General features: G+C 52.6%; 15 protein-coding genes. 9 read left to right on the forward strand and 6 right to left on the reverse strand.

The features are described from left to right. Positions 1 to 57: 57 nt before the first annotated feature. The 5 genes from ACFQ03_RS23870 (at position 58) to ACFQ03_RS23890 (ending at position 9,676) form a co-directional block, all read left to right on the forward strand. Positions 58 to 3,339 carry a chondroitinase family polysaccharide lyase gene (locus ACFQ03_RS23870; RefSeq protein WP_379291427.1) on the forward strand — a complete coding sequence of 1,094 codons (3,282 nt, stop codon included), beginning with the start codon at positions 58 to 60 and terminating at the stop codon, positions 3,337 to 3,339. A gap of 65 nt (positions 3,340 to 3,404) precedes the next feature. Beyond that, positions 3,405 to 4,586: a glycoside hydrolase family 88 protein gene (locus ACFQ03_RS23875; RefSeq protein ID WP_379291428.1), complete on the forward strand. Its 1,182-nt coding sequence runs from the start codon at positions 3,405 to 3,407 to the stop codon at positions 4,584 to 4,586. A gap of 366 nt (positions 4,587 to 4,952) precedes the next feature. Then, positions 4,953 to 5,960: a LacI family DNA-binding transcriptional regulator gene (locus tag ACFQ03_RS23880; RefSeq protein ID WP_144932848.1), complete on the forward strand. Its 1,008-nt coding sequence runs from the start codon at positions 4,953 to 4,955 to the stop codon at positions 5,958 to 5,960. A 246-nt stretch (positions 5,961 to 6,206) separates the two neighbouring features. After that, positions 6,207 to 7,997 carry an L-fucose isomerase gene (locus ACFQ03_RS23885; RefSeq protein ID WP_379291430.1) on the forward strand — a complete coding sequence of 597 codons (1,791 nt, stop codon included), beginning with the start codon at positions 6,207 to 6,209 and terminating at the stop codon, positions 7,995 to 7,997. Between the two features lie 11 nt (positions 7,998 to 8,008). Then, on the forward strand, positions 8,009 to 9,676 hold the full coding sequence (locus ACFQ03_RS23890) for a ribulokinase (protein ID WP_150959761.1): 1,668 nt from the start codon (positions 8,009 to 8,011) through the stop codon (positions 9,674 to 9,676). Positions 9,677 to 10,083: 407 nt separating this feature from the next. On the opposite strand, the gene ACFQ03_RS23895 is transcribed toward ACFQ03_RS23890, so the two are convergent. Together ACFQ03_RS23895 and ACFQ03_RS23900 are read right to left on the reverse strand one after the other, a co-directional pair. Continuing rightward, on the reverse strand, positions 10,084 to 10,572 hold the full coding sequence (locus ACFQ03_RS23895; RefSeq protein ID WP_379291433.1) for an NUDIX domain-containing protein: 489 nt from the start codon (positions 10,570 to 10,572) through the stop codon (positions 10,084 to 10,086). A gap of 239 nt (positions 10,573 to 10,811) precedes the next feature. Further along, entirely contained in the window at positions 10,812 to 11,135 is a 324-nt protein-coding gene (locus ACFQ03_RS23900; RefSeq protein ID WP_379291435.1) for a hypothetical protein, read from the reverse strand. A 63-nt stretch (positions 11,136 to 11,198) separates the two neighbouring features. On the opposite strand from ACFQ03_RS23900, the gene infC reads away from it, so the two are divergent. Then, complete coding sequence (gene infC, locus ACFQ03_RS23905) at positions 11,199 to 11,672, forward strand: translation initiation factor IF-3 (RefSeq protein ID WP_144932858.1); 474 nt, start codon at positions 11,199 to 11,201, stop codon at positions 11,670 to 11,672. A 169-nt stretch (positions 11,673 to 11,841) separates the two neighbouring features. On the opposite strand, the gene ACFQ03_RS23910 is transcribed toward infC, so the two are convergent. Next, complete coding sequence (locus tag ACFQ03_RS23910; RefSeq protein ID WP_379291437.1) at positions 11,842 to 12,903, reverse strand: hypothetical protein; 1,062 nt, start codon at positions 12,901 to 12,903, stop codon at positions 11,842 to 11,844. An 898-nt stretch (positions 12,904 to 13,801) separates the two neighbouring features. Between ACFQ03_RS23910 and ACFQ03_RS23915 the strand changes: the two genes are divergently transcribed. From ACFQ03_RS23915 to ACFQ03_RS23925, 3 genes are all read left to right on the forward strand, one after another. Beyond that, on the forward strand, positions 13,802 to 14,887 hold the full coding sequence (locus ACFQ03_RS23915) for a lactonase family protein (RefSeq protein WP_379291439.1): 1,086 nt from the start codon (positions 13,802 to 13,804) through the stop codon (positions 14,885 to 14,887). A 593-nt stretch (positions 14,888 to 15,480) separates the two neighbouring features. Continuing rightward, on the forward strand, positions 15,481 to 16,701 hold the full coding sequence (locus ACFQ03_RS23920) for a sn-glycerol-1-phosphate dehydrogenase (protein ID WP_379291442.1): 1,221 nt from the start codon (positions 15,481 to 15,483) through the stop codon (positions 16,699 to 16,701). Positions 16,702 to 16,743: 42 nt separating this feature from the next. Further along, complete coding sequence (locus ACFQ03_RS23925; protein ID WP_379291444.1) at positions 16,744 to 17,826, forward strand: DUF3900 domain-containing protein; 1,083 nt, start codon at positions 16,744 to 16,746, stop codon at positions 17,824 to 17,826. Between the two features lie 211 nt (positions 17,827 to 18,037). Here ACFQ03_RS23925 and ACFQ03_RS23930 read toward each other — a convergent pair whose 3' ends face one another. The 3 genes from ACFQ03_RS23930 to ACFQ03_RS23940 all read right to left on the reverse strand — a co-directional run bounded on the left by ACFQ03_RS23930 (position 18,038) and on the right by ACFQ03_RS23940 (position 19,810). Beyond that, positions 18,038 to 18,406, reverse strand: coding sequence for a hypothetical protein (locus ACFQ03_RS23930; protein WP_379291446.1), 369 nt, complete (start codon positions 18,404 to 18,406; stop codon positions 18,038 to 18,040). A 55-nt stretch (positions 18,407 to 18,461) separates the two neighbouring features. After that, positions 18,462 to 19,385 (reverse strand): DMT family transporter, encoded by a 924-nt coding sequence (locus ACFQ03_RS23935; protein WP_144932868.1) that lies wholly within the window; start codon positions 19,383 to 19,385, stop codon positions 18,462 to 18,464. 332 nt (positions 19,386 to 19,717) lie between these two features. Then, complete coding sequence (locus ACFQ03_RS23940; protein ID WP_222126579.1) at positions 19,718 to 19,810, reverse strand: putative holin-like toxin; 93 nt, start codon at positions 19,808 to 19,810, stop codon at positions 19,718 to 19,720. Between the last annotated feature and the right edge of the window lie 160 nt (positions 19,811 to 19,970).

Genomic DNA, 19,970 nt, shown 5'->3' on the forward strand with positions numbered 1-19,970 from the left:
GTTCCTATAAATCATTTTTGATAGCGATTTCATGCCGGAAAAGAGAGGGGAATGTTGATGATGACACGACCTCGCGGTCAAAGAATGGATCGACTGAAGCAGGAACAGAGCAAGGGAAACGGCTTGCATCGCGTGCCGGCGCTGCCGTTATCCGAATCTGGGCTGAATCGCTGGCGGAGGCTTATCGCCCTGCCGATCGCAGCGGCAATGCTGGTGCCGTCAGCCTGGCCGGCCGAGGCATTGGCTTCGAGTCCGCAGCAGGTGATGGCGGCGGCCGGGGGCGCCATGCAGGCGGAGAGCAGTCTGCCGCTCGCCGAGAGGCTGGAGCAGGAGGCTGCGGCGATGGGCATTCCGCTCTTCACGTTCGAGAAGGGGGTCCCCAAGAGCTTCGCCGCGGAAGGCGGGGGCAAGCTGGAAGTGAGCGCCCGCCATGCCAAGGACGGGGGCCATTCGCTTCGCTGGGATTACGAGAGCGGGTCCAGGCTGGTCGCGAAAGAGAAAATCGGCTTTCGGCCGTTCGTTCCGAACGACCGCGACCAGTCGATCCGGACGTTCGTCGTCTGGGTTTATAACGAAGAGCCGAAAGACGATACAATCACCTTCCAGTTCGGGAGAGGCAACAAAGCGGACAGTTGGTTCGAGATGAAGCTGGATTTCAGCGGCTGGCGGACCGCCTGGGTATCGTTCGAGCGCGATATGGAGGGAACTCCTCATCCCGCGATGAACCGGATGACCGTCATGGCTCCCGAATCCGGCTCGGGGACCCTGTATTTCGATTCCATGATGCTGTCCACTCCGCTCGACCCGCGGCATCATACGCCGGATTTGCAGGTTCCGTTCGTCAACCCGGGGGTGATGGAGGCCGCCAATGCCCATTGGCTGGGGCTCCTGCATTATTCGCAGCAGACGCCTCCGGAGCCGCCGGCAGCCGTGAACGAAGCGGACCTGGCCGCATTCCGCGCCCTGGAGGGCAAGTTTACCGAGCTCGTATTTAAGAAGCAGAAAATTACGGAAGCACTGCTGGCCGACATCCGCAGCAAATACGCTGCGTTCGGAATGGTGCGCGAAGACGGCGCGATCCGGGGGGGCTCGCTTTTTATGCCTCATTTCGACCAGGTTCCCAAAGAGCTGAAGGAGCCTTTCAAGCAGTTGAACAACACCGTCGATCTGAGAGCCTTTACCGATTTCATGCAGTTGGTCGCCAATACGTACCTGTCCGCCGAAGAACCTGCATTGCGTGAGGAACTGGGTCAAATGTATATCGATCTCGCCGATCATTTGGCCGATCAGGGCTGGAATTACGGCAGCGGCCAGGGAACGATGCATCATCTGGGCTATAACATACGTGGATTTTATTCCTCTGCTTTCTTGATGCGGGATGTGCTAAGGGAGGCCGGTCTGCTCGAACGGACGCAGAAGTCATTGTTCTGGCTGAGCGGTGCCGGAAAAATGTACATGCCGCCGGAGCAGGTGGAGGGCAATATCGACATCCTCAACACGACGCTTAACGGCATGCTGGCCAGCATACTCGTGCAGGAGGACGCACCGGCCAAGGTGCGGGATCTGCAGAGCTTCTCCGCCTGGCTGTCGCAGGGGCTTCGCCCGGCCAAAGGACTGGAGCCGGCGTTCAAGAAGGACGGCTCGGCCTATCATCACGCGAATCATTATCCGGCTTACGCCAAGGATGCTTTCAACGGAGTGACCCCGATCATGTATGTCCTGTCCGGCACTCCGTTCCGTGTCGAGGAGGATGCGCACGAGACCTTGAAGCAAGCCCTGCTTGCCATGCGCCTGTACTCCAACAAGACGCAGTGGCTGATCAGCATCTCCGGCCGGCATCCGGACGGCAAGGGTGCCCTAGTTGTTCCGCCTTTCCGCTACATGGCTCTGGCCGGGTCCCCGGACGGCAGCGAGCCGGTGGACCGCGACGTGGCGGCCGCTTACTTGCGGCTGGCGGATAAAGAGGATGCGACCGTCCGCCAGTTCCGGGCGTTGGGCATCGCAGCCGAGCCGGATCCGAACGGACATTGGGCGATGAATTATGCCAGTCTCGGTTTGCACCGCCGAGATCATTGGCTGGTAGGAGTCAAAGGGTACAGCCGTTATCTATGGGGAAATGAAACTTATCTGGACGCCAATCTGTACGGGCGATACATGTCATACGGACAACTGCAAATCATGGGTCAGGGCGCTCCGGTCAATCACAAGGACAGCGGGTATGTGCAGGAAGGCTGGGACTGGAACCGCTGGCCGGGCACGACGACCATTCATCTGCCGCTGGACCGGCTTCGCTCCGATGTCCGCAACGTGGACCGCTTCAGCGGGTTTGAGGAAATGCTGTTGTCCGATGAGACGTATTCGGGCGGGTTAAGTCTGGAGGGTCGCAACGGAATGTTCGCGATGAAGCTTCATGAGCACCCGAAATATGACGGGTCTCACCGTGCCCGCAAGTCGTACTTCTTCTTCGACGACCGGATCGTAGCGCTCGGTTCGGATATCGAGAATGATAACCGGGAGTTTCCTACAGAGACGACCTTGTTCCAGAATCATATGCCGGAAACTGCGGACCCGGTCTGGATGTCCGGGGAAGGGGCCATTACCGAATTCCCGTATGAGGAGCGCCACGAGCTTACTCGGGACGCCTGGCTGGTCGACAACAAAGCCAACGGCTATTACGTCCCGGCCGGCCAGACCATTGCCATGACGCGATCGGAGCAGCATTCGAAGCATCAGAAGGATGACTCCGATACTTCCGGAACATTCGCGACGGCCTGGATCGAACACGGCAAGGCGCCGAAGAACGGCAAGTACCAATATGCCGTCCAGGTAAATACGGATGCCGACCGAATGGCCGCCTTCGCGGAAGCGATGGCCGATCCGGAGCAGGCCCCGTACCGCGTTCTGCAGCAGGATCGCATGGCGCATATTGTGCAGGACCGGGCCACGGGAATTACCGGCTATGCCCTGTTTGAAGCGAGCGAGCAAGTGAATCAGGGGCTGATCCGTGCCGTGGATACTCCGTCAATGGTCATGACCCGCCAGGAAGGAGACCGGCTCGTTATGAGCGTAGTCGATCCCGATCTGCGTTTGTATGAAGGGATCGAGGAAGATCAATATGACGAGAACGGCGTACAAAAGGAAGTGAGCATCTATTCGCGCAGTTGGCAGCACTCGGAGAGTATTATGCACACGATGAAGCTGACGATTGAAGGGGAATGGGAGACGGCTTCCACGGATCCCCGGATTCGGATCGTGTCCTCCGAAGGCGGGCAGACTGTGCTCGAATTAGACTGTAAGGATGCAGAGCCGCTGGAGCTTATTCTGCAGCCGAGAAGCTGACGGATTTGCGAGCTTTGGCGAATTCTTGCCTTAAATATATAAATAGGATAGGAGTGGCCTGATCAATGTGGAAGCAAGCGATTGAGGATGCAGTATTAAAAACGAGACGAAATATCGAGAAGCATGGGTTGAGGTTTCCCCATATTATCGACAAGCAGCCGGACCGTAAGCTTTCCGCGCGCGGAGAAAGCCGCTACCAATGGGAAGAAAACAACGATTGGATCGATGGATTCTATACCGGCATGATTTGGCTTTGCTATCAATATACGGGAGACGAATTTTTCCGGGAGGCGGCCCGGGCGCAAGTAAGGAGCTTCAGCGAGCGTCTGGATAAAGATCTATTTCTGGATCACCATGACATCGGCTTTCTGTACTCCTTGTCGGCCAAAGCGGGCTGGATCGTAGAAAAGGACGTGGAGGCCCGGCAACTGGCGCTTCGCGCCGCGGACAAGCTGATGAAACGCTGGCGCCCCCGCGGACAATATATTCAAGCCTGGGGACCGGAGGGAGATCCCCGGAACGGCGGCAGGATCATCATTGACTGCCTGTTGAATCTGCCGCTGCTGTATTGGGCGTACGAACAAACCGGCGATGCCGGGTACCGGGACGCCGCCATCATCCAAGCCGATAAGAGCCGGCGTTATCTGGTGCGGGGAGATGATTCTTCCTACCATACGTTCTATTTCAATTCCGAGGATGGTACTCCAATCGGCGGCGGCACGCATCAAGGCTATCATGACGGATCCACGTGGACGCGCGGCCAGGCTTGGGGAATCTATGGATTCGCCCTTTCCTATCGCTATACGAAAAATCCGTTGTATTTGGAAACGTCCAGACGGATGGCCGATTATTTCATCGAGCGGCTTCCGGAAGATCAGGTCGTTTATTGGGATTTCGATGTACCTGTCAACGAGGACACCTCGCGGGACAGCTCGGCTTCGGCCATTGCCGCTGCCGGTCTGCTTGAACTAATTTCCCATCTGGACGAGAATGATCCGGAACGGGCCAAATTCGGGGAGGCGGTACGGCGGACGATGGAGTCGCTGGTCGAAAATTATTCGACGATGGCCATGCCGGAGGCGGAAGGCCTGATCAAGCACGGATCCTACCATGTTCGCGGGGGAAGGGGTCCTGACGATTTCATGATCTGGGGCGATTATTACTATCTGGAAGCGCTCCTGAGATTGGAACAAGGCTTGACCGGATACTGGTATGAGTCAAGGATAAACGGCTATCGCCGTCCTTAGGACGGGCGCGTTTACCGATGAAATACAAGAAAAGGTATAGATGAAAACTTATACTTTCTTATATTTGAACAAACCCGGCAGCCTCACCTGTTATAAAACGAGTCTCTGTACAGAGAAGGCTGCCAAGAATAGGCGGACATGGAGCCTTAGGAACGGTTCGATTTGCTTAAATATGGGCTGATCGGACCGTTTTTCCCGTGTAGAACAGAAAAGTCTTGTCAAAAACCGGCATTTATATTATTTTCATATAAAAGGTTTACATTTTAACAAGAGCGTTATCCGAAAATAATGAAGGCCGGGTTGTCGACGGGCTTTTTTATAAAAAATTGTGTAAACGATTACTGGATGGGAGACGGATGAAGGCAAGTGAGCAGAATAACCATTAAAGAGGTGGCCAAGGAAAGCGGAGTCTCCATAGCCACTGTATCGAGGGTTCTTAACCGTAAGGGATACGCGACGGAAGAGGTCAAGCAAAGGGTTTATACCGCTGTCAAGAAGCTGAATTATCAGCCGAATGCGGTCGCCAGGAGCTTGAAGATGGAGCAAACCAATACGATCGGCATCGTTATTCCCGATATATCCAATCCGTATTTTATGAAAATATCGCGAGGAATAGAGGATGAGGTGCACTCCAAGGGCTACAACCTGATCTTCGGCAGTGGAGACGAATCGCCGGATAAGGAACGCGAGCTGCTGCAGGTTCTGTACAAAAAAAGAGTGGATGCGCTTGTTCTGGCCACATCGGGTGCCAATGACGAGTTGATTCGGAGTATCCAGGCTTCCGGCACTCCTGTTATTCTGGTCGACCGAAGGCTGGAGGAAGAGGACGACTCCATCGATCTTATCCAGGAGGATAACATTCGCGGCGCTTATATGCTTACAGAGTCCCTCATACTACAAGGACACAAGCGGATTGGGGTGATCCACGGTCCATCCAATGTAAGCACGGGGTCTGACCGCTATGCCGGATATCTTCAAGCGATGCGGCATTATCAATTCCCGGTGGAGGAGGAACTGCAGTTCTACGGCACTTTCACCCAGGAAAGCGGCGAGAAGGCAGCCCGTTATTTCTTGCAACTGAGCCAGCGGCCCACAGCATTGCTATGCTTCAACAACACGATGGCTTATGGCCTGATGCTGGAATTGGTCCGGAGGGGGTGCCGACTGCAGGAGGATTTCATCCTGGCTTCCTACGGTCAAGTAGAGGCTGCGGAGCTGCTGTGGCCCGATATGATCTCGATCAGGCAATCGCCTTACGAAATGGGCCGGGCGGCAGGCCGTATTTTGTGCGACCGGCTGTTAAATGGGGGAACCGGCCCCTATAAAGAAATTTTCAAACCGATTATGGAAGGAACTGAGAACAACAGCCAATAGGGTAAAAAAGCAGCAAAAAATCGGACGGGAAATCAGGTTGTTTTTTTAGGTAAACAATGACCGTCCTTTTTTTACTGAATTAAGGTAAACGATTACCTATTATCCGGGATTTCTGTGCTTGTCATCACGATCATGGCCATGGAACGAATGGAAGGAGGTGGTTTTGCACGAAAAGGCTGCAGAGTGAACGATAGTTTTTTCTATATAAATATAATTCGGGAGCAAATCCGATAGGAGGACATAACGATGAGCATATCCGTTAAAAATCGATTGAATGGGCAGATGCCCAAGGTTGGCATTCGTCCGGTTGTCGACGGGCGCCGGGGCGGAATTCGGGAATCGCTGGAAAATGTAACGATGGAAATGGCCAGGTCGGTGGCCGCTTTAATTTCACAAAAGCTGAAGCATTCGAATGGGTTGCCCGTGGAATGCGTTATAGCCGATAATTGTATTGGAGGAGTGGCGGAAGCCGCTCAAGCGGCCGAGAAATTCGCCCGGAACGGTGTCGGGCTGACGGTCACGGTCACTCCTTCCTGGTGTTATCCAACCGAAACGATGGATCAGGACCCGCTGATGCCGAAAGCGGTCTGGGGCTTCAACAGCACCGAACGCCCGGGGGCGGTTTATCTGGCTGCCGTAAGCGCCGCGCATAATCAGAAAGGGCTGCCGGTCTTCACGATCTATGGCAAGGATGTTCAGGATATCGATGATACGACCATTACGGAGGACGTTCAGGAGAAGCTGCTGCAGTTCGTCAAATCCGGCCTAGCGGTTGCGGAAATGCGGGGCAAATCGTATCTGTCCATAGGGACGGTATCGATGGGAATTGCCGGATGCATCGTTAACGAGGACTTTTTCCAACATTATTTGGGCATGAGAAACGAATATGTCGACATGAGCGAGTTCGTCCGGCGCATCCAGATGAATATTTTTGACCCCGAGGAATATGAGCGGGCACTGGATTGGGTAAAAAGACACTGCAGGGAAGGCAGGGATGTCAACCCGGATTCTCTGCGAAGAACACGTGCCCAGAAGGATGAGGATTGGCAGTTTGTCGTCAAAATGGCTCTGATCGCCAAAGATTTGATGGCCGGCAATCCCAAGCTGGCGTCGCTCGGTTACGGCGAGGAAGCGCTTGGACATAATGCGATTGCGGGGGGCTTCCAGGGGCAGCGCGCTTGGACAGATTATTTCCCTAACGGGGACTTTATGGAAGCGATTCTGACCAGTTCGTTCGATTGGGACGGAATCCGGCAGCCTTATATGTTTGCTACGGAAAACGATTCACTGAACGCGGTCACGATGCTGTTCGGGCATTTGCTTACGGATCGGGCACAAATCTTCGCCGATGTGAGAACTTATTGGAGTCCGGAGGCGGTCCGGCGGGTGACCGGAAAGACTCTTGAAGGGCTGACGGCCGGCGGGATGATTCATTTGAGCAATTCGGGTGCCGCCTCTTTGGACGGTACCGGCCGCCAGCAGGCCGACGGGCATCCGGTCATGAAGCCGTTCTGGGAAATAACGGAGGAGGAGATGCGGACATGTCTGGAGGCGACGGAATGGTGTCCGGCCGTCGACTTTTTCCGGGGAGGCGGCTTTTCCTCACAGTTTGTGACGGCTGGGAGCATGCCGGTAACGATGGCCCGCCTCAATCTGGTGAAGGGCCTCGGTCCTGTTCTGCAGCTTGCGGAAGGGTATACGGCGGATGTACCGGATGACATTCACTCCGTGTTGGTGGAGCGGACCAATCCGACCTGGCCGACCACCTGGTTTGTTCCCAGGCTTACCGGGAAGGGAGCGTTTAAAGATGTGTACTCCGTCATGTATAATTGGGGTTCCAACCACTGTGCTTTGAGTTACGGGCATATTGGAGGCCAACTGATTACGCTGGCATCCATGCTTCGGATTCCGGTTTCGATGCATAATGTGCCGGAGGAGCGGATTTTCAGGCCTAGTGCGTGGTCCGCCTTCGGAGAAGCCGAGCCGGTCGGGGCGGATTATCGGGCCTGCGCGGCTTTCGGGCCGCTTTATAAGTAAGGAGGGACGTCATGGGCAAGTATGTTATAGGGATCGACTATGGGACGGAGTCGGGAAGGGTCCTGCTGGCTGATGCCGGCAGCGGAAGGGAAGCGGCGGTACATATCGTCAAATATCCGCACGGTGTCATTACTTCCGTCCTGCCCGATACAGGTGTGAAGCTGAAACGGGACTGGGCGCTGCAGCATCCGGGCGACTATCTTCAAGTTCTTAAAGAAGGAATTCCCGCTGTGCTGCGGTCATCCGGGGTCAGCCCCGATGATGTGATCGGATTGGGTATTGATTTTACATCCTGCACGGTGATTCCGGTCGATGAATCGGGAACGCCTCTATGCTTCAAGGAGGAGCTTCGCGAGCACCCGCACAGCTGGGTGAAGCTGTGGAAGCACCATGCCGCTGAAGAGGAAGCACACCGGATTACGGAGCTTGCGGCGCAGCGTGGGGAGCCGTTCCTGCAGCGGTACGGGGGGAAAATTTCATCCGAATGGATGCTGCCGAAAATTTTGCAGGTGCTGAACGAGGCCCCGGATCTATATGATCGCACGGACCGGTTCGTGGAAGCGGCCGACTGGATTGTTTATCAATTAACCGGCCGTTGGGTGCGCAACCGCGCCGGAGCCGGTTACAAGGGGATGTGGCACGACGGATTCCCTCCTGCCGATTATTTGCGGGAGCTTCATCCCGAGCTGGAGCGTGTCGCCGACACGAAGCTGCGGGGCGAGGTCGTTGCGGTAGGCCATAGAGCGGGGGTCTTGGGCCCGGAAATAGCACGGGAAATCGGGCTTCGGCCCGGCACCGCCGTAGCCGCGGGGATGATTGACGCGCACGCCGCGGTTCCCGGTTCGGGAGTTTATGAACCCGGGGTTATGGTCATGGTAATGGGAACGTCAACCTGCCATATGCTCATGTCTCCCGAGGAGAAATTCGTTCAGGGAGTGGCCGGCGTAGTAAAGGATGGCATCATTCCGGGCTATTACGGCTATGAAGCCGGTCAGGCGGCCGTTGGCGACTTATTCGGCTGGTTCGTTCAGAATGGCGTTCCTCCATTACCCGGTTCGGCGAACGGCGTAGAGTCATTATCCGTTCATGAACGGCTCGAACAGGAGGCCGGCTCTTATCGGCCGGGGGAAACCGGACTTGTGGCGCTGGATTGGTGGAACGGCAATCGCTCGGTCTTGATGGATGCCGGGTTGACCGGGATGGTCGTCGGATATACTCTGTCCACCCGTCCCGCAGAGATTTACAGGGCGCTGCTGGAGGCTACAGCCTTCGGTACGCGCAAAATTATCGATACGTTCGAGGCGAACGGGATCGAGGTAACCGAATTGTATGCGGCCGGAGGGCTGCCGAAGCGGAACCGGCTGCTAATGCAAATCTATGCGGATGTTACCGGCCGCAGCATTCAAGTGCCTCTGTCCAACGAAATCGGAGCGCTGGGCGCGGCGATGTGCGGTGCGGTAGCGGCCGGGGCGGCAGAAGGCGGCTACGATACGATGGAGAACGCCATTCGGAAGATGGCTGCCGGCAAGACGGAGGTATACGAGCCGATTCCGGAGCACCGGCCGGTATACGACAAGCTGTATGAAGTTTATTTAAAGCTTCATGATTATTTCGGCAAGGATGAGACGGGCATCATGAAGGATTTGAAGGCTCTGTCGCGAGCGGCGGAGGAAGGATAATGGGTCGTGAAGGTCCCGGGGACTGTCCGACGATGCGATGATGAGTTGTATTGGGTACCAAGGGACTGTCCGACGATACGATAATGGGTCACTATCGGGGGCCAGGGGGACTGTCCGATGTTGCGATGTCAATCGGATATTAGTATGGGATCTGAAGATCCGCCATACATAGCCGCAGCGCGCGCCGGGAGAGGCGCGCGCGATGACATTGATGAGGGGCTATGTAATGTCGGGTTCAACTTATCTCTTAGTAAGTGCTAACTTAAAGCTGACACATCGCCGACAATCTGAAAAAAAACGAGCAATAGTGCAGGTCTTTGCGACCATTTTTATTGAAATCAGCTGAAACCGATTCCGTCAGACGGCCCAGCTTTCCTTTTTTTGCATCCGATACTTAGAGGTGAATGTTAATCATTTCCGGCTTTCTCCGACTGTATTTCGTGCTCCTCGACGTAATTACGATAGTCGTGTCCGTTGCAATAATTCAGAATGTCATCCGCAATTTCCGGGTATAGCTGAACCGAGCTCAATTCCGATAACGGTACCCATTTAACACCTGTCTGGGCCGGGTCGGGACGGTCCGGGAGACGGGGAACAGAGCCGTCCTTAAGCCGGCAGGCGAAGGTAATACCAACGGAATGAACATCCCCATAAATGTAGTTGTTCTTGGCCGGCTGATATTCGTAGACGAAGGCAACCGGGCCAACGTCAATATCAACGGAAGCCTCCTCTCTGGCTTCTCTAATAGCGGCTTCAACCAGCGTTTCCCCGGGTTCCACTCCTCCCGCCGGAAGATTGTAGTGAACTCCATCATCCTGCTCATTTCTGAACTCTACGAGCAGGATCGATTGCTCCTCAATAATTAAAGCGGCGGCTCTAAGTCTGATTTTCTCCAATCCCATTTCCCTCCCATTGAATCGTTGCGTTCGCCACGAGTCTCCAGTCTTGGAGGCGGCTTGAGGCAAAAATAATTATCCGGTTGGACCTATTCGTTAGCCTCATACCGGTTATGATCATGGTGTCTGACCAACCGCCGCCATACAGCGCCCCAATGCGTTCCGATTGGCGCGCGTTTTTTAAAAAAAGTGAAACAGGGCCTGCTTAAATTCCCTATGCCAACTTGGTTTAAGAACATTCAGCGATGGAGCGAGTTCCGTCCCGCTTGCTTCGCTTTGCCGATTTCCTCGGTGACCACGAAGGCTAAATCGTCGTTGCCGAACATGGATAACACGCCGAGCAAAGTATCATCCGGAATATCTCCGGCTTCTTCCTTGGGCACGGTCAGTTCCATCGCTTGCTGCAGAGCAGGATTGGCAGCCTGATCAGGATAGGCCCGCAGGTATAGCTCTACCGGATCCAGGTCGTGGTTGATGCACCATTGGGCGAATATAAGGATCATCATTTGCTCGTCCCGTTCATAATTGGCGATGATTTGCTCTTCCATCTCTTTGCGGCCCATTGAAAAATCCCCTTCCAGGCGGTAATATGGGTTCATTATAGCGAAAGTACAGGTGGATTCACAATGATCAAAAATGAAAAAATCAAAGCCGCCGAGGTTCATCTGACCGGTGTGGATGGAGAGGACTTGGGCATCGTTGCAACATCCGAAGCTCTGGCCATGGCCAGAAAGTTGAAGGTGGATCTCGTATGCACCTCTTTAATGAGTAGTCCCCCGCCCTGCCGATTAATTCGTGCGGGAGCCGCCAAGCAGGAGGCACAGCAGGAACGCAAACGCGAGCAGAAGCCCAAGCTCAAGGAAATTCGGCTGACTCCGAAAATAGAAGCACATGATTACGAAACGAAAAAGCAGCAGGCGGAGCGAATGCTGAAATCAGGCCATTCGGTATGGCTCGTTGTGCGCATTCAAGGGAAGGAAGGTCCGCAGGCGAAGGAGCTGCTGGAGGAATTGACGAAGGATTTAAGCGCGGCGGGCCGCAGGAAGACGGGGATTCAGCTCAGCGGCAAACAGGCGGCGGTGCAGGTGGACCCGATTTAATTTCATAGAATTAAAGGGAAAGGGCTTGCTGAAGGGGAGTGTTGTTCAGCAAGCCCTTAACTGAAACTAAGCTTGGATAGCCGACTCCGGCGAAGGTTTCCCGGCCATTTTCAGTAGAATGGAAAAAATGTTAATTAACCGCAAGATCAATTGAATAACAAATTAGGCTTTATGGGTTATGAGATTTCGGGAATGGAGGCTCTTCATCCAACACAACGATTCTGCCGGTAATCACTCCGTTTTCGTCTCTGTGGAACAGCACCGCCTCGTAGGTATCGTCAGCCCCCCCGCTGATGGAGAGCCGTCTATCCGAAAATCCAATTTGTCCTTCCTCGAACAACTGCTCAGGAGACTCCGTTGTGCTCCGACCATCGTCAAAAGTATAAATGATATTTCCCGCATCGTCATAGCTTACTTCCTTCACGGATTCGGGAATAGTTTCGCCGATCCTCTCGCCGTTACGTAATTTGGCCTTAAAATCTTTCATCCAGTTTCCCCATTCTTCGGTGTGGCGTTCGTTACTTCTCGAAGACGATAAAACTGCTTCCACATAAGCTTCTGCCTTGACTGGGTCCGCTTTTGCCGCGTCGAGAGGGAGATCGAACAGCACCGCGGCGCCGGGATAGTCTTCTTTAGGTTGGATTTCCCCCGTAATCTCGTCATATCTAAACGCCTCGGTGCTATAAAACGTCTTGCCGCTGCTGATCGCCAAGTATAACCCTCTGTCTGCAAATATTTCCACCTGATCGCATTCAAGGAGTCTGTACATGACACCATCTATAACGGTCTCGCTGTATGCGCCGCTCATGGAAGCGATGTTAATCCGCCATGGCTCCAGACCTTTGATCAACGGCGATATGAAGAAAGGCTCCTTGCCATATTCAGGATCACGAGTATCCGGCATCGGCTTGCCATCCTGTCTCGCTATCGATACAACCACATATGTCCGGTCAGGATATATTTCCTCCGCAGAATGGGGAAATTCACTAAGACCTGCCCCCGAAACTAGACCATGCAGCGTAAAACGATAGTCTCCGGAAGTTTTTGATTGATTAATTTGAATGGCATCTTTGCTCTCAAACGCATCCGCTAACAGCTTATCGCCCAAATGGTCGACGATTTGCTTGGCGCTGAATAACTGAGCGGCCGCATAAGCCGATACGGACAGTGCTAGCAGCAATACAGCGGCTAATAATCCAGCGGATAATCTTTTTCTATATTTATGCTTCATCTGACTGCGCTCCTTTAATTGATGGATTAGGCTCTCATTCAACTTGTCTTCGGGCTCAGCTGTGGAAGCTAAAGATTGTTTGAGCAATCGCTCCCAATCCGCGTCCTTCATGGGGAATCTACCTCCAATACTTTTCTCATTGTCTTGCGAGCTTTATGTAGTCTGCTCTTCACCGTTCCCGGTGGAATTCTCAGTGCCGAATAAGTTCTTTCAGCGTTAATACGGTGTAAAAGAAAAATTCCTTTTGACATAAAAAGCTTCCGCTAATACCGGGCTATTTATCTTCGAAAAGGTCCGGTAGGAGCTTTAAATATAAAATCTTTGGGGCTATGGGTGGTTCCACTTCGTTTTGATAAGGTGGCGTGGGATGTGGGATGAAATAGACGATATCGGACCTATCTATTGAATGGTTGGCACGAGTCTGCGAAGCATAGGCGGGGGGGCTTACGGAACTGAGCGACGTTATTGGGCGAAAAAGGGTCAGGTTCGAAATCTTACGGAACGGAGAGACGTTATTGCCTTCAAATTGCGAGTATTTTGATTCTGATTGCTCAAATAGAGGCGCTCAGTTCCGTTGTATACTATAAAGACGCCTTATGAAAGAAATAAGGCTGCTGAGTTCCGTTACGGTGACGGACGAGCGAAGGGGAGGTCCGAATCTTGCAAGCAACGCCTGACGATAACTCCAACACCAAGCGGCATCAAGAGGAAGATTCAGATCCCGTTTTCTTGTCGAAGATTATAATTGGTCTGCAACAATTCTATTAAATATGCTTGTCTGGGTCCCTGGATATCCAACGCATATCGAAATTTGTCTTCCCGGTTGGAAAAGTGTACATTAAATATAGTTGTAAAGGGTAAAGTACTTTGGTCAATCAGGAAGAGGAGGAGTTATACAATGACAGCCAATTCGGCTCGTATGCTTGTTTTTGTCGGCTCTTATGCGGAAGCTTCAGATAGCGGGGTGTACGTTTATTCTCTCGACAGCACTACAGGGAAGCTGGCTCTGTTGGATCAAGCAGCGGGGTTGAAGAACCCGACGTTCTTAAACCTTGATGCCGCAAGGTTAAAGCTGTATTCTATCGAAGAAACCGAGACCGCCGCAGGACGTTCGGGAGGTGCTGTTTCGTTCGGCATTGACCCCCGGCAAGGAACGATTACCCGGCTGAATCAGGCTGCTACGGTTGATTCTCCAACCTGCCATATTCAGAGAGATGCGGAGGACCGTTATCTGGTTGTAGCCAGCTACCACGGAGGGAAGGTAGGCCTGCTCTCTCTTCACGAGGACGGAACCGTCGGCAAGCTTCTCGATACGAAGCAGCACGAAGGCCGCAGCGTTCATCCCGAACGCCAGACCCAGCCCCATCCTCATTCGGCCTTCTTCAGCCCGGACGAACAATATGTTTATGTGCCGGATTTAGGCCTCGACCGCATTATGACTTACCGCATCGATAAGGTGAAGGAAGCCTTGGTACATATCGGCGAGACAGAAATTCATCCGGGAGCGGGGCCCCGTCATCTCGTTTTCCATCCGGAAGGCAAATATGCCTATGTTATTAACGAATTGGATTCGACGATCACTTCCTTGCGTTACGATGCTTCGACGGGGAAGCTCCAGCCGATGGAGACCGTTCCGACGCTGCCTGCGGATTACCATGGGGAAAATACATGTGCCGAAATTACAATATCGCGGGATGGCCGTTTCCTGTACGGCTCTAACCGGGGACATGACAGCATAGCGGTCTATTCCGTTGATGGAGAATCCGGCCGGCTGACCCTGATTGAACATGTATCGACCGAAGGAAAGCATCCCCGCCATTTCGCGCTGACCCCCGACGGAGATTTCTTGATCGCGGCTAATCGGGATACGAATAATTTGACGGTATTCCGGGTGGACCGGGAGAGCGGCAAGCTGACGTTTACCGGCAGCTCCGTTCCGGTTCCCAAGCCGGTTTGTGTGCAGATGGCCTATTTTTCCGCATAATTTATGCCTGAGAAAGCTCCATAGCACGTAAATTAGGGAAAGCAGCGGTTTCAGTCCGAAACGCTGTTTTCCTGTTTTTTTGCATTGGCTAAAAGTCCCGGGTAACTCTCGCGAAGTAATGGTTAAGCCAATATCGAAGCAATGTCAGGATGAGCGACCGCGCTTAGAGGAAGGTCTAGGCTCCGAATTCTATGGAGTGCGGGCGGATACGTTCCGAAGGTGAAATTCCTGCGATAATGCATCAATTTTGAAGCGATTCATACCGTTTGTGAGAAAAGCCTGCGATAATACATCAATTTCGGTCTCAAATCACCCGATTACCCCTGGAACGAGAAAAAAGATGTATTTTTTCAGGCTTTGCTGCGGACATGGAGCTAACCAGCCAAAAGCGTGCAGATTTGCATGCTTTTCAGCGGTCGTGGCAGTGAAATGGACAAAACCCTGCCTTAAGGGGATAATAGTCGAAGGCCGGCGAATGACAAATATTGTGCAACAATTGGTCATACTTTTTTGCTGCAATGACGTAAACAACGATCAAAAAATGATACAATATTACCTGTTCTATGAGATTCAACAGGAAAAGAGGAAAACAGATGGAAACCATTCAACAAGCGATCCGCCGGAAAGCTGCCGGATGTACGTGCGGGAATCATCATCCGCTGGCACTGGAGACAATCATGATCGAAGCGGGTGCTTTAAAATATGTAGCTCCCTATTTAATAGAAAACTCCTGGAGGCGAACGGTTATCGTTGCCGATGACCATACCTGTGAGGCGGCGGGCCAACAGTTGATGGACCGCTTGTCTGCAGCGGGGATAGATTGTCATCTATGTCTGGTTAAGCCTGATCGGCAGGGGGATGTGGTGGCGGATGAGGCGGCGCTCGTTCAAGTGATGCTCGAGATTTCGCCGGACGATGACATTCTTGTTGCAGTGGGGGCAGGCACTATTCATGATATGGTCCGATGGATCGCCAGTAAAATGAACAAGCCTTTCGTTTCGGTTCCCACGGCTCCATCAGTTGACGGCTTTACTTCCAAAGGAGCCCCGATTCTGATCCGGGGGGAGAAGAAGACGATTCCGGCCGGAGCACCGGTCGCCCTGTTCGCGGACCTGGAGGTTCTGGCCAAGGCTCCGGCTGCACTGATCGCCGCGGGCTATGGCGACATGCTGGGCAAATATACGTCCTTGTTCGACTGGACCTTTTCTCACTGGATAGCAGACGAGCCTTACTGTCCGGCAGCGGCAGAGATAACCGCGGAAGCATTATCCGCCTGTGTTGACCATACAGAAGAAATCGCCAGAAGAAGCGAGGAAGGCATCCGGATTCTAATGAGCTCGCTGATCCAATCCGGATTGGCCATGCAGCTATTCGGACAATCGCACCCGGCCTCCGGCTCGGAGCATCATTTATCCCACTATTGGGAAATGGAATATTTGCGTCTTGGAAAGAAGCAGCTGCTGCACGGAGCGAAGATCGGAGTGGCGAGCATGGAGATTTCCGCACTCTATCACAAGCTTGGCTCGTGCGGTGAATTTCCTCTTCGCTCCGGTTTGGAAAGCACGGATTTGGTTAAGGGAGATAGGATCCTTGCCCGCTGGGAAGACATCCGCAAGCGGATCAGCGAAATTCCGTCTCCCGATCGTCTGCGGGAATTGCTCGGACGAATGGAAGGGCCGACCGCTCCGGAGGAGCTGGGCATCGGCAGCGAGCTGCTGCAGCGCAGTATGCGGGAAGCTCACCGGGTTCGCGACCGATATACTTTGCTCAAAGCGTTCAATGAGCTTGGAGCGGGCTCTGCCCATCTGACCTAGAAGCCGTAAGGGCTGCTGGAACATTTTGTGAGGGAGAACTTTATGGAATTTTACGTTCATTATTTATCTTTCTTCGTCATTACTGCCGAAGGGGAGGACACAGCGTCCGGTAAACGGTACAGGCATTATCAAACCATGGATGCCGAGCAATATGAGGCCAGCGAGCTGAAGCAGTTTCTTGACGGGGAGTTCGCAAGAATCAGCAAAAGAAAAGTAGAGAGAAATCCGAGCTCAGAGCAGACTCCTACCAAAATCGGGCGGTTCGTGGTCGAACCCGGTCATGAATGGACGAGCAATCCGAATTATAATTTGTTCCAAGGATTACGGCAGGCGGGCAGTCCGGATGAATTTCAGCGGCTCGCCGACGATATGGTTCAATTGTACATGGATACGAGCGCTGTTCGTGGCGGAGCGTTCATAGTAGCGAGCGCCAAATTGCCGTCCTATTTCGACGAGCCCTTCGTCTTTGTCATGAAGTGCGATTTCGAGCCGAAGATTGCCCGGATTTCCGAAGTAAGCCTTGTGGCTCAGGTGGAAATGGCCATCAGCGCCCGCAACATCAAGTCGATTCAGTATCCCTATATGCCGGAGGACGGAATGCTGGAGGAACAGGAGCTGAAAATCCATCAGGCTTCGCATGCCCGTTATTTTGAAGATTTCTTGAAGTTCGTCACCTATGAGAAGCCGATGCCCGAAATTGTGAATGAACAGGTCGTTCATATGGTGCATCAGTATATTGAGCAGAAATGGGAGGAGCAGTCCTCTGAGGAAAGACTGGATGAGGAAGAGAAGCTGGAGATATGGGCGGCGAGCGACAAGCGGGATAGCCTGCAGGAAAAGTGGGAGCACGAGCAGGTCATGGAGGCGGCTGTCCAGCTCACTCAGCATAAGCAGGATCTGGAGCTGAAATTCAAGCTGGACGGAGTCACGATCAAAGGGCAATTGGCCGATTATGGGAACAAACTGCACCTGGCCCGCCTGGGAGACCGGTATGTCGTCCTCATTGAAGGGGATTCCTTTCAGTTCGAGAAGGGAGTATCCCCTGTAGAGCTGCTGAAGCCGCAAGAACTGACGGAGGTGCTGAAGAGAATCGACGGGGAATCATCCGAATCGTCTTCGGAATAGCCTTGTATGGAAGCTGTGTGCTGGGGAAGCCGGCTGCTTGGCCGGATTCCTTCAGCAACAGTGAAAAGCGGAGAATAAACCTTGAAATTTGTCCGCCACTTTGGAAACGAAGATTTGACTTCGGAGCGATCCCCATTAATATTCGGTTTTCGTTAAGGGGATCATCCTCGTCCGGCGGCAGCCCATCATTCCGGCTCCACTATCGTACACCTCATTCTTTGTGATAACCATTTGCGAAATAAATATAAATCATGCCGATAGGGGCAATTAACGGACTAAACAAATATAGCAACATTATTTTGATTAGTTTCCATATCACCATCAGAGGCAAAGCCAAAATAATAGCATAACCGCCCATCAAAGTATTAATCAAGTCGTCCCATAAAACTGCCGCGAAAGGAAATAAAAAACCGGCTAATAAAAAATAGACCGTTAATAATGCACTGCTGCTATGCTGATCTTCAAAATTCATATACAGAAAAAAGCCAGTTACCGCAATCGAAATAAGGTACGACTTTACTAAATATTGAGTATTCACCCCCAAAAACAATTTTTTAAAAAGACCTAAAATAGTAGACAATGCAAAATGCTCCTTTCTTAACGGATGGTCCACAGAAACTGATACAGTGTCTGTTTTACTTCGATAGTTTTCGCCCAGCCGGCGGGATGGCGGGTAAAGACCCGGAACGGACTGCCGGCCGGTTAACCAGGTATATGCTGCACGCGATCATTATCAATCCCAGCAGAAGCAGGAGATGGAACGGCTCGTGCAAAAATAACGTGCTGGTCATAACCGCTATTAGCGGAACAAGAAACGTGCTGGCCGCAACTCTGCTGGTTTCGCCTGAACGGACCAGCGTGAAATAGATGACCCAGGCTGTGGGAATCCCCAGGATAGTGCCGAACAGCAAGCCTGACAAATAAGGAACGTTCCAGACGATGTCCGACCACGACTCCATCATCGTACCGGCTCCGGTAAGCAATAAGCCTCCGACCATGCTCTGAATGGCAACGAGCCATAAGGGGTCGGCTTCACCTCCTTCTTTCTTCAGGAAGACAGCGCCAAACGCCCAACTAACGGCTGTCAGCAGGGCGAGCACTACCCCGATAATGGAGAAGCTTCCGGATAGCCCGTCTGCGCTGATTACGGCCACACCGACAAAACCGAGCAGCAGCCCTATGCTCTTCAGTACGGACATCGATTCTCCAAGCCATAGCCACGCCATCAACCCGACCAGAACGGGCTGAAAATAGACCAGGGCAGAGAACAACCCTCCCGGCATATAGGTTAATCCTACGGTCTGTAAACCGAAGAAAAGGAAGACGTTTAATAAGGAAGAGACCAAATACAGCTTGAGATTTTGTCTGAGACGGATGTTCCTCCAGCGTGGGAGTGCCACCAGCATCAGGGCCAGTCCGCCAAGGAATGTGCGCAAGCCGGCGAATAGAACCGGAGGAGTATAGACCAATGCGATTTTATAGATCGGCCAGGAAATACCCCAGATCAGAACAAGGGCGGCAATTAATCCTATCGTTTGTATTCGTGAATGTTGTGACATGCTGCCAGGACTCCTTCCGGTAAGTCAATGATGAAAGTTTTTAAAACACTCTACATTATCGAACAAAAATCCTGATCTGTAAATATGTCTTGGAGAGAAGGCAAGCGCCCCCCGGAAAGACAGGGGAAAAGCATCAAGAAAATTAGCTTGACCGAAGGGGTTCTTCCCTATTTGCATAGCTTGTCCTATGTGTTAAAATGGAAGTAATCAACATACAATAAAAAATGTGACCGTCAGGTGGTGGCACACCTAACGGTCAAAGTCACGATTAAGCGTGGTGGCTGAGCAGAAGGACAAGGAATAGACCGTTACCCTCCTGACATAAGGGCGGTCTATTTCTTTTTGTGGAACCCAAGGATCAGAACGACTAATGTAGCGAAGCTTATCATTAGTGTAAACGCTTGGTAAACTTCCACGGGCTTCACCCCCTTTCCAGGGGATTAGCCTCCGCGCTTAAAATTAATTCTATATGGTTAATTATACCAGATTTATGGGCTCAGGGGAATGTCTAAATAGACGATGTCAGTGTCAAGCTAGCGTGGGCAGTCATTTAAGATGCCTGGAACGCGAACCCCGAAGGAACCT

This window comes from Paenibacillus residui (assembly GCF_042677205.1).
GTDB classification, from domain to species: Bacteria; Bacillota; Bacilli; order Paenibacillales; family NBRC-103111; genus Paenibacillus_L; species Paenibacillus_L residui.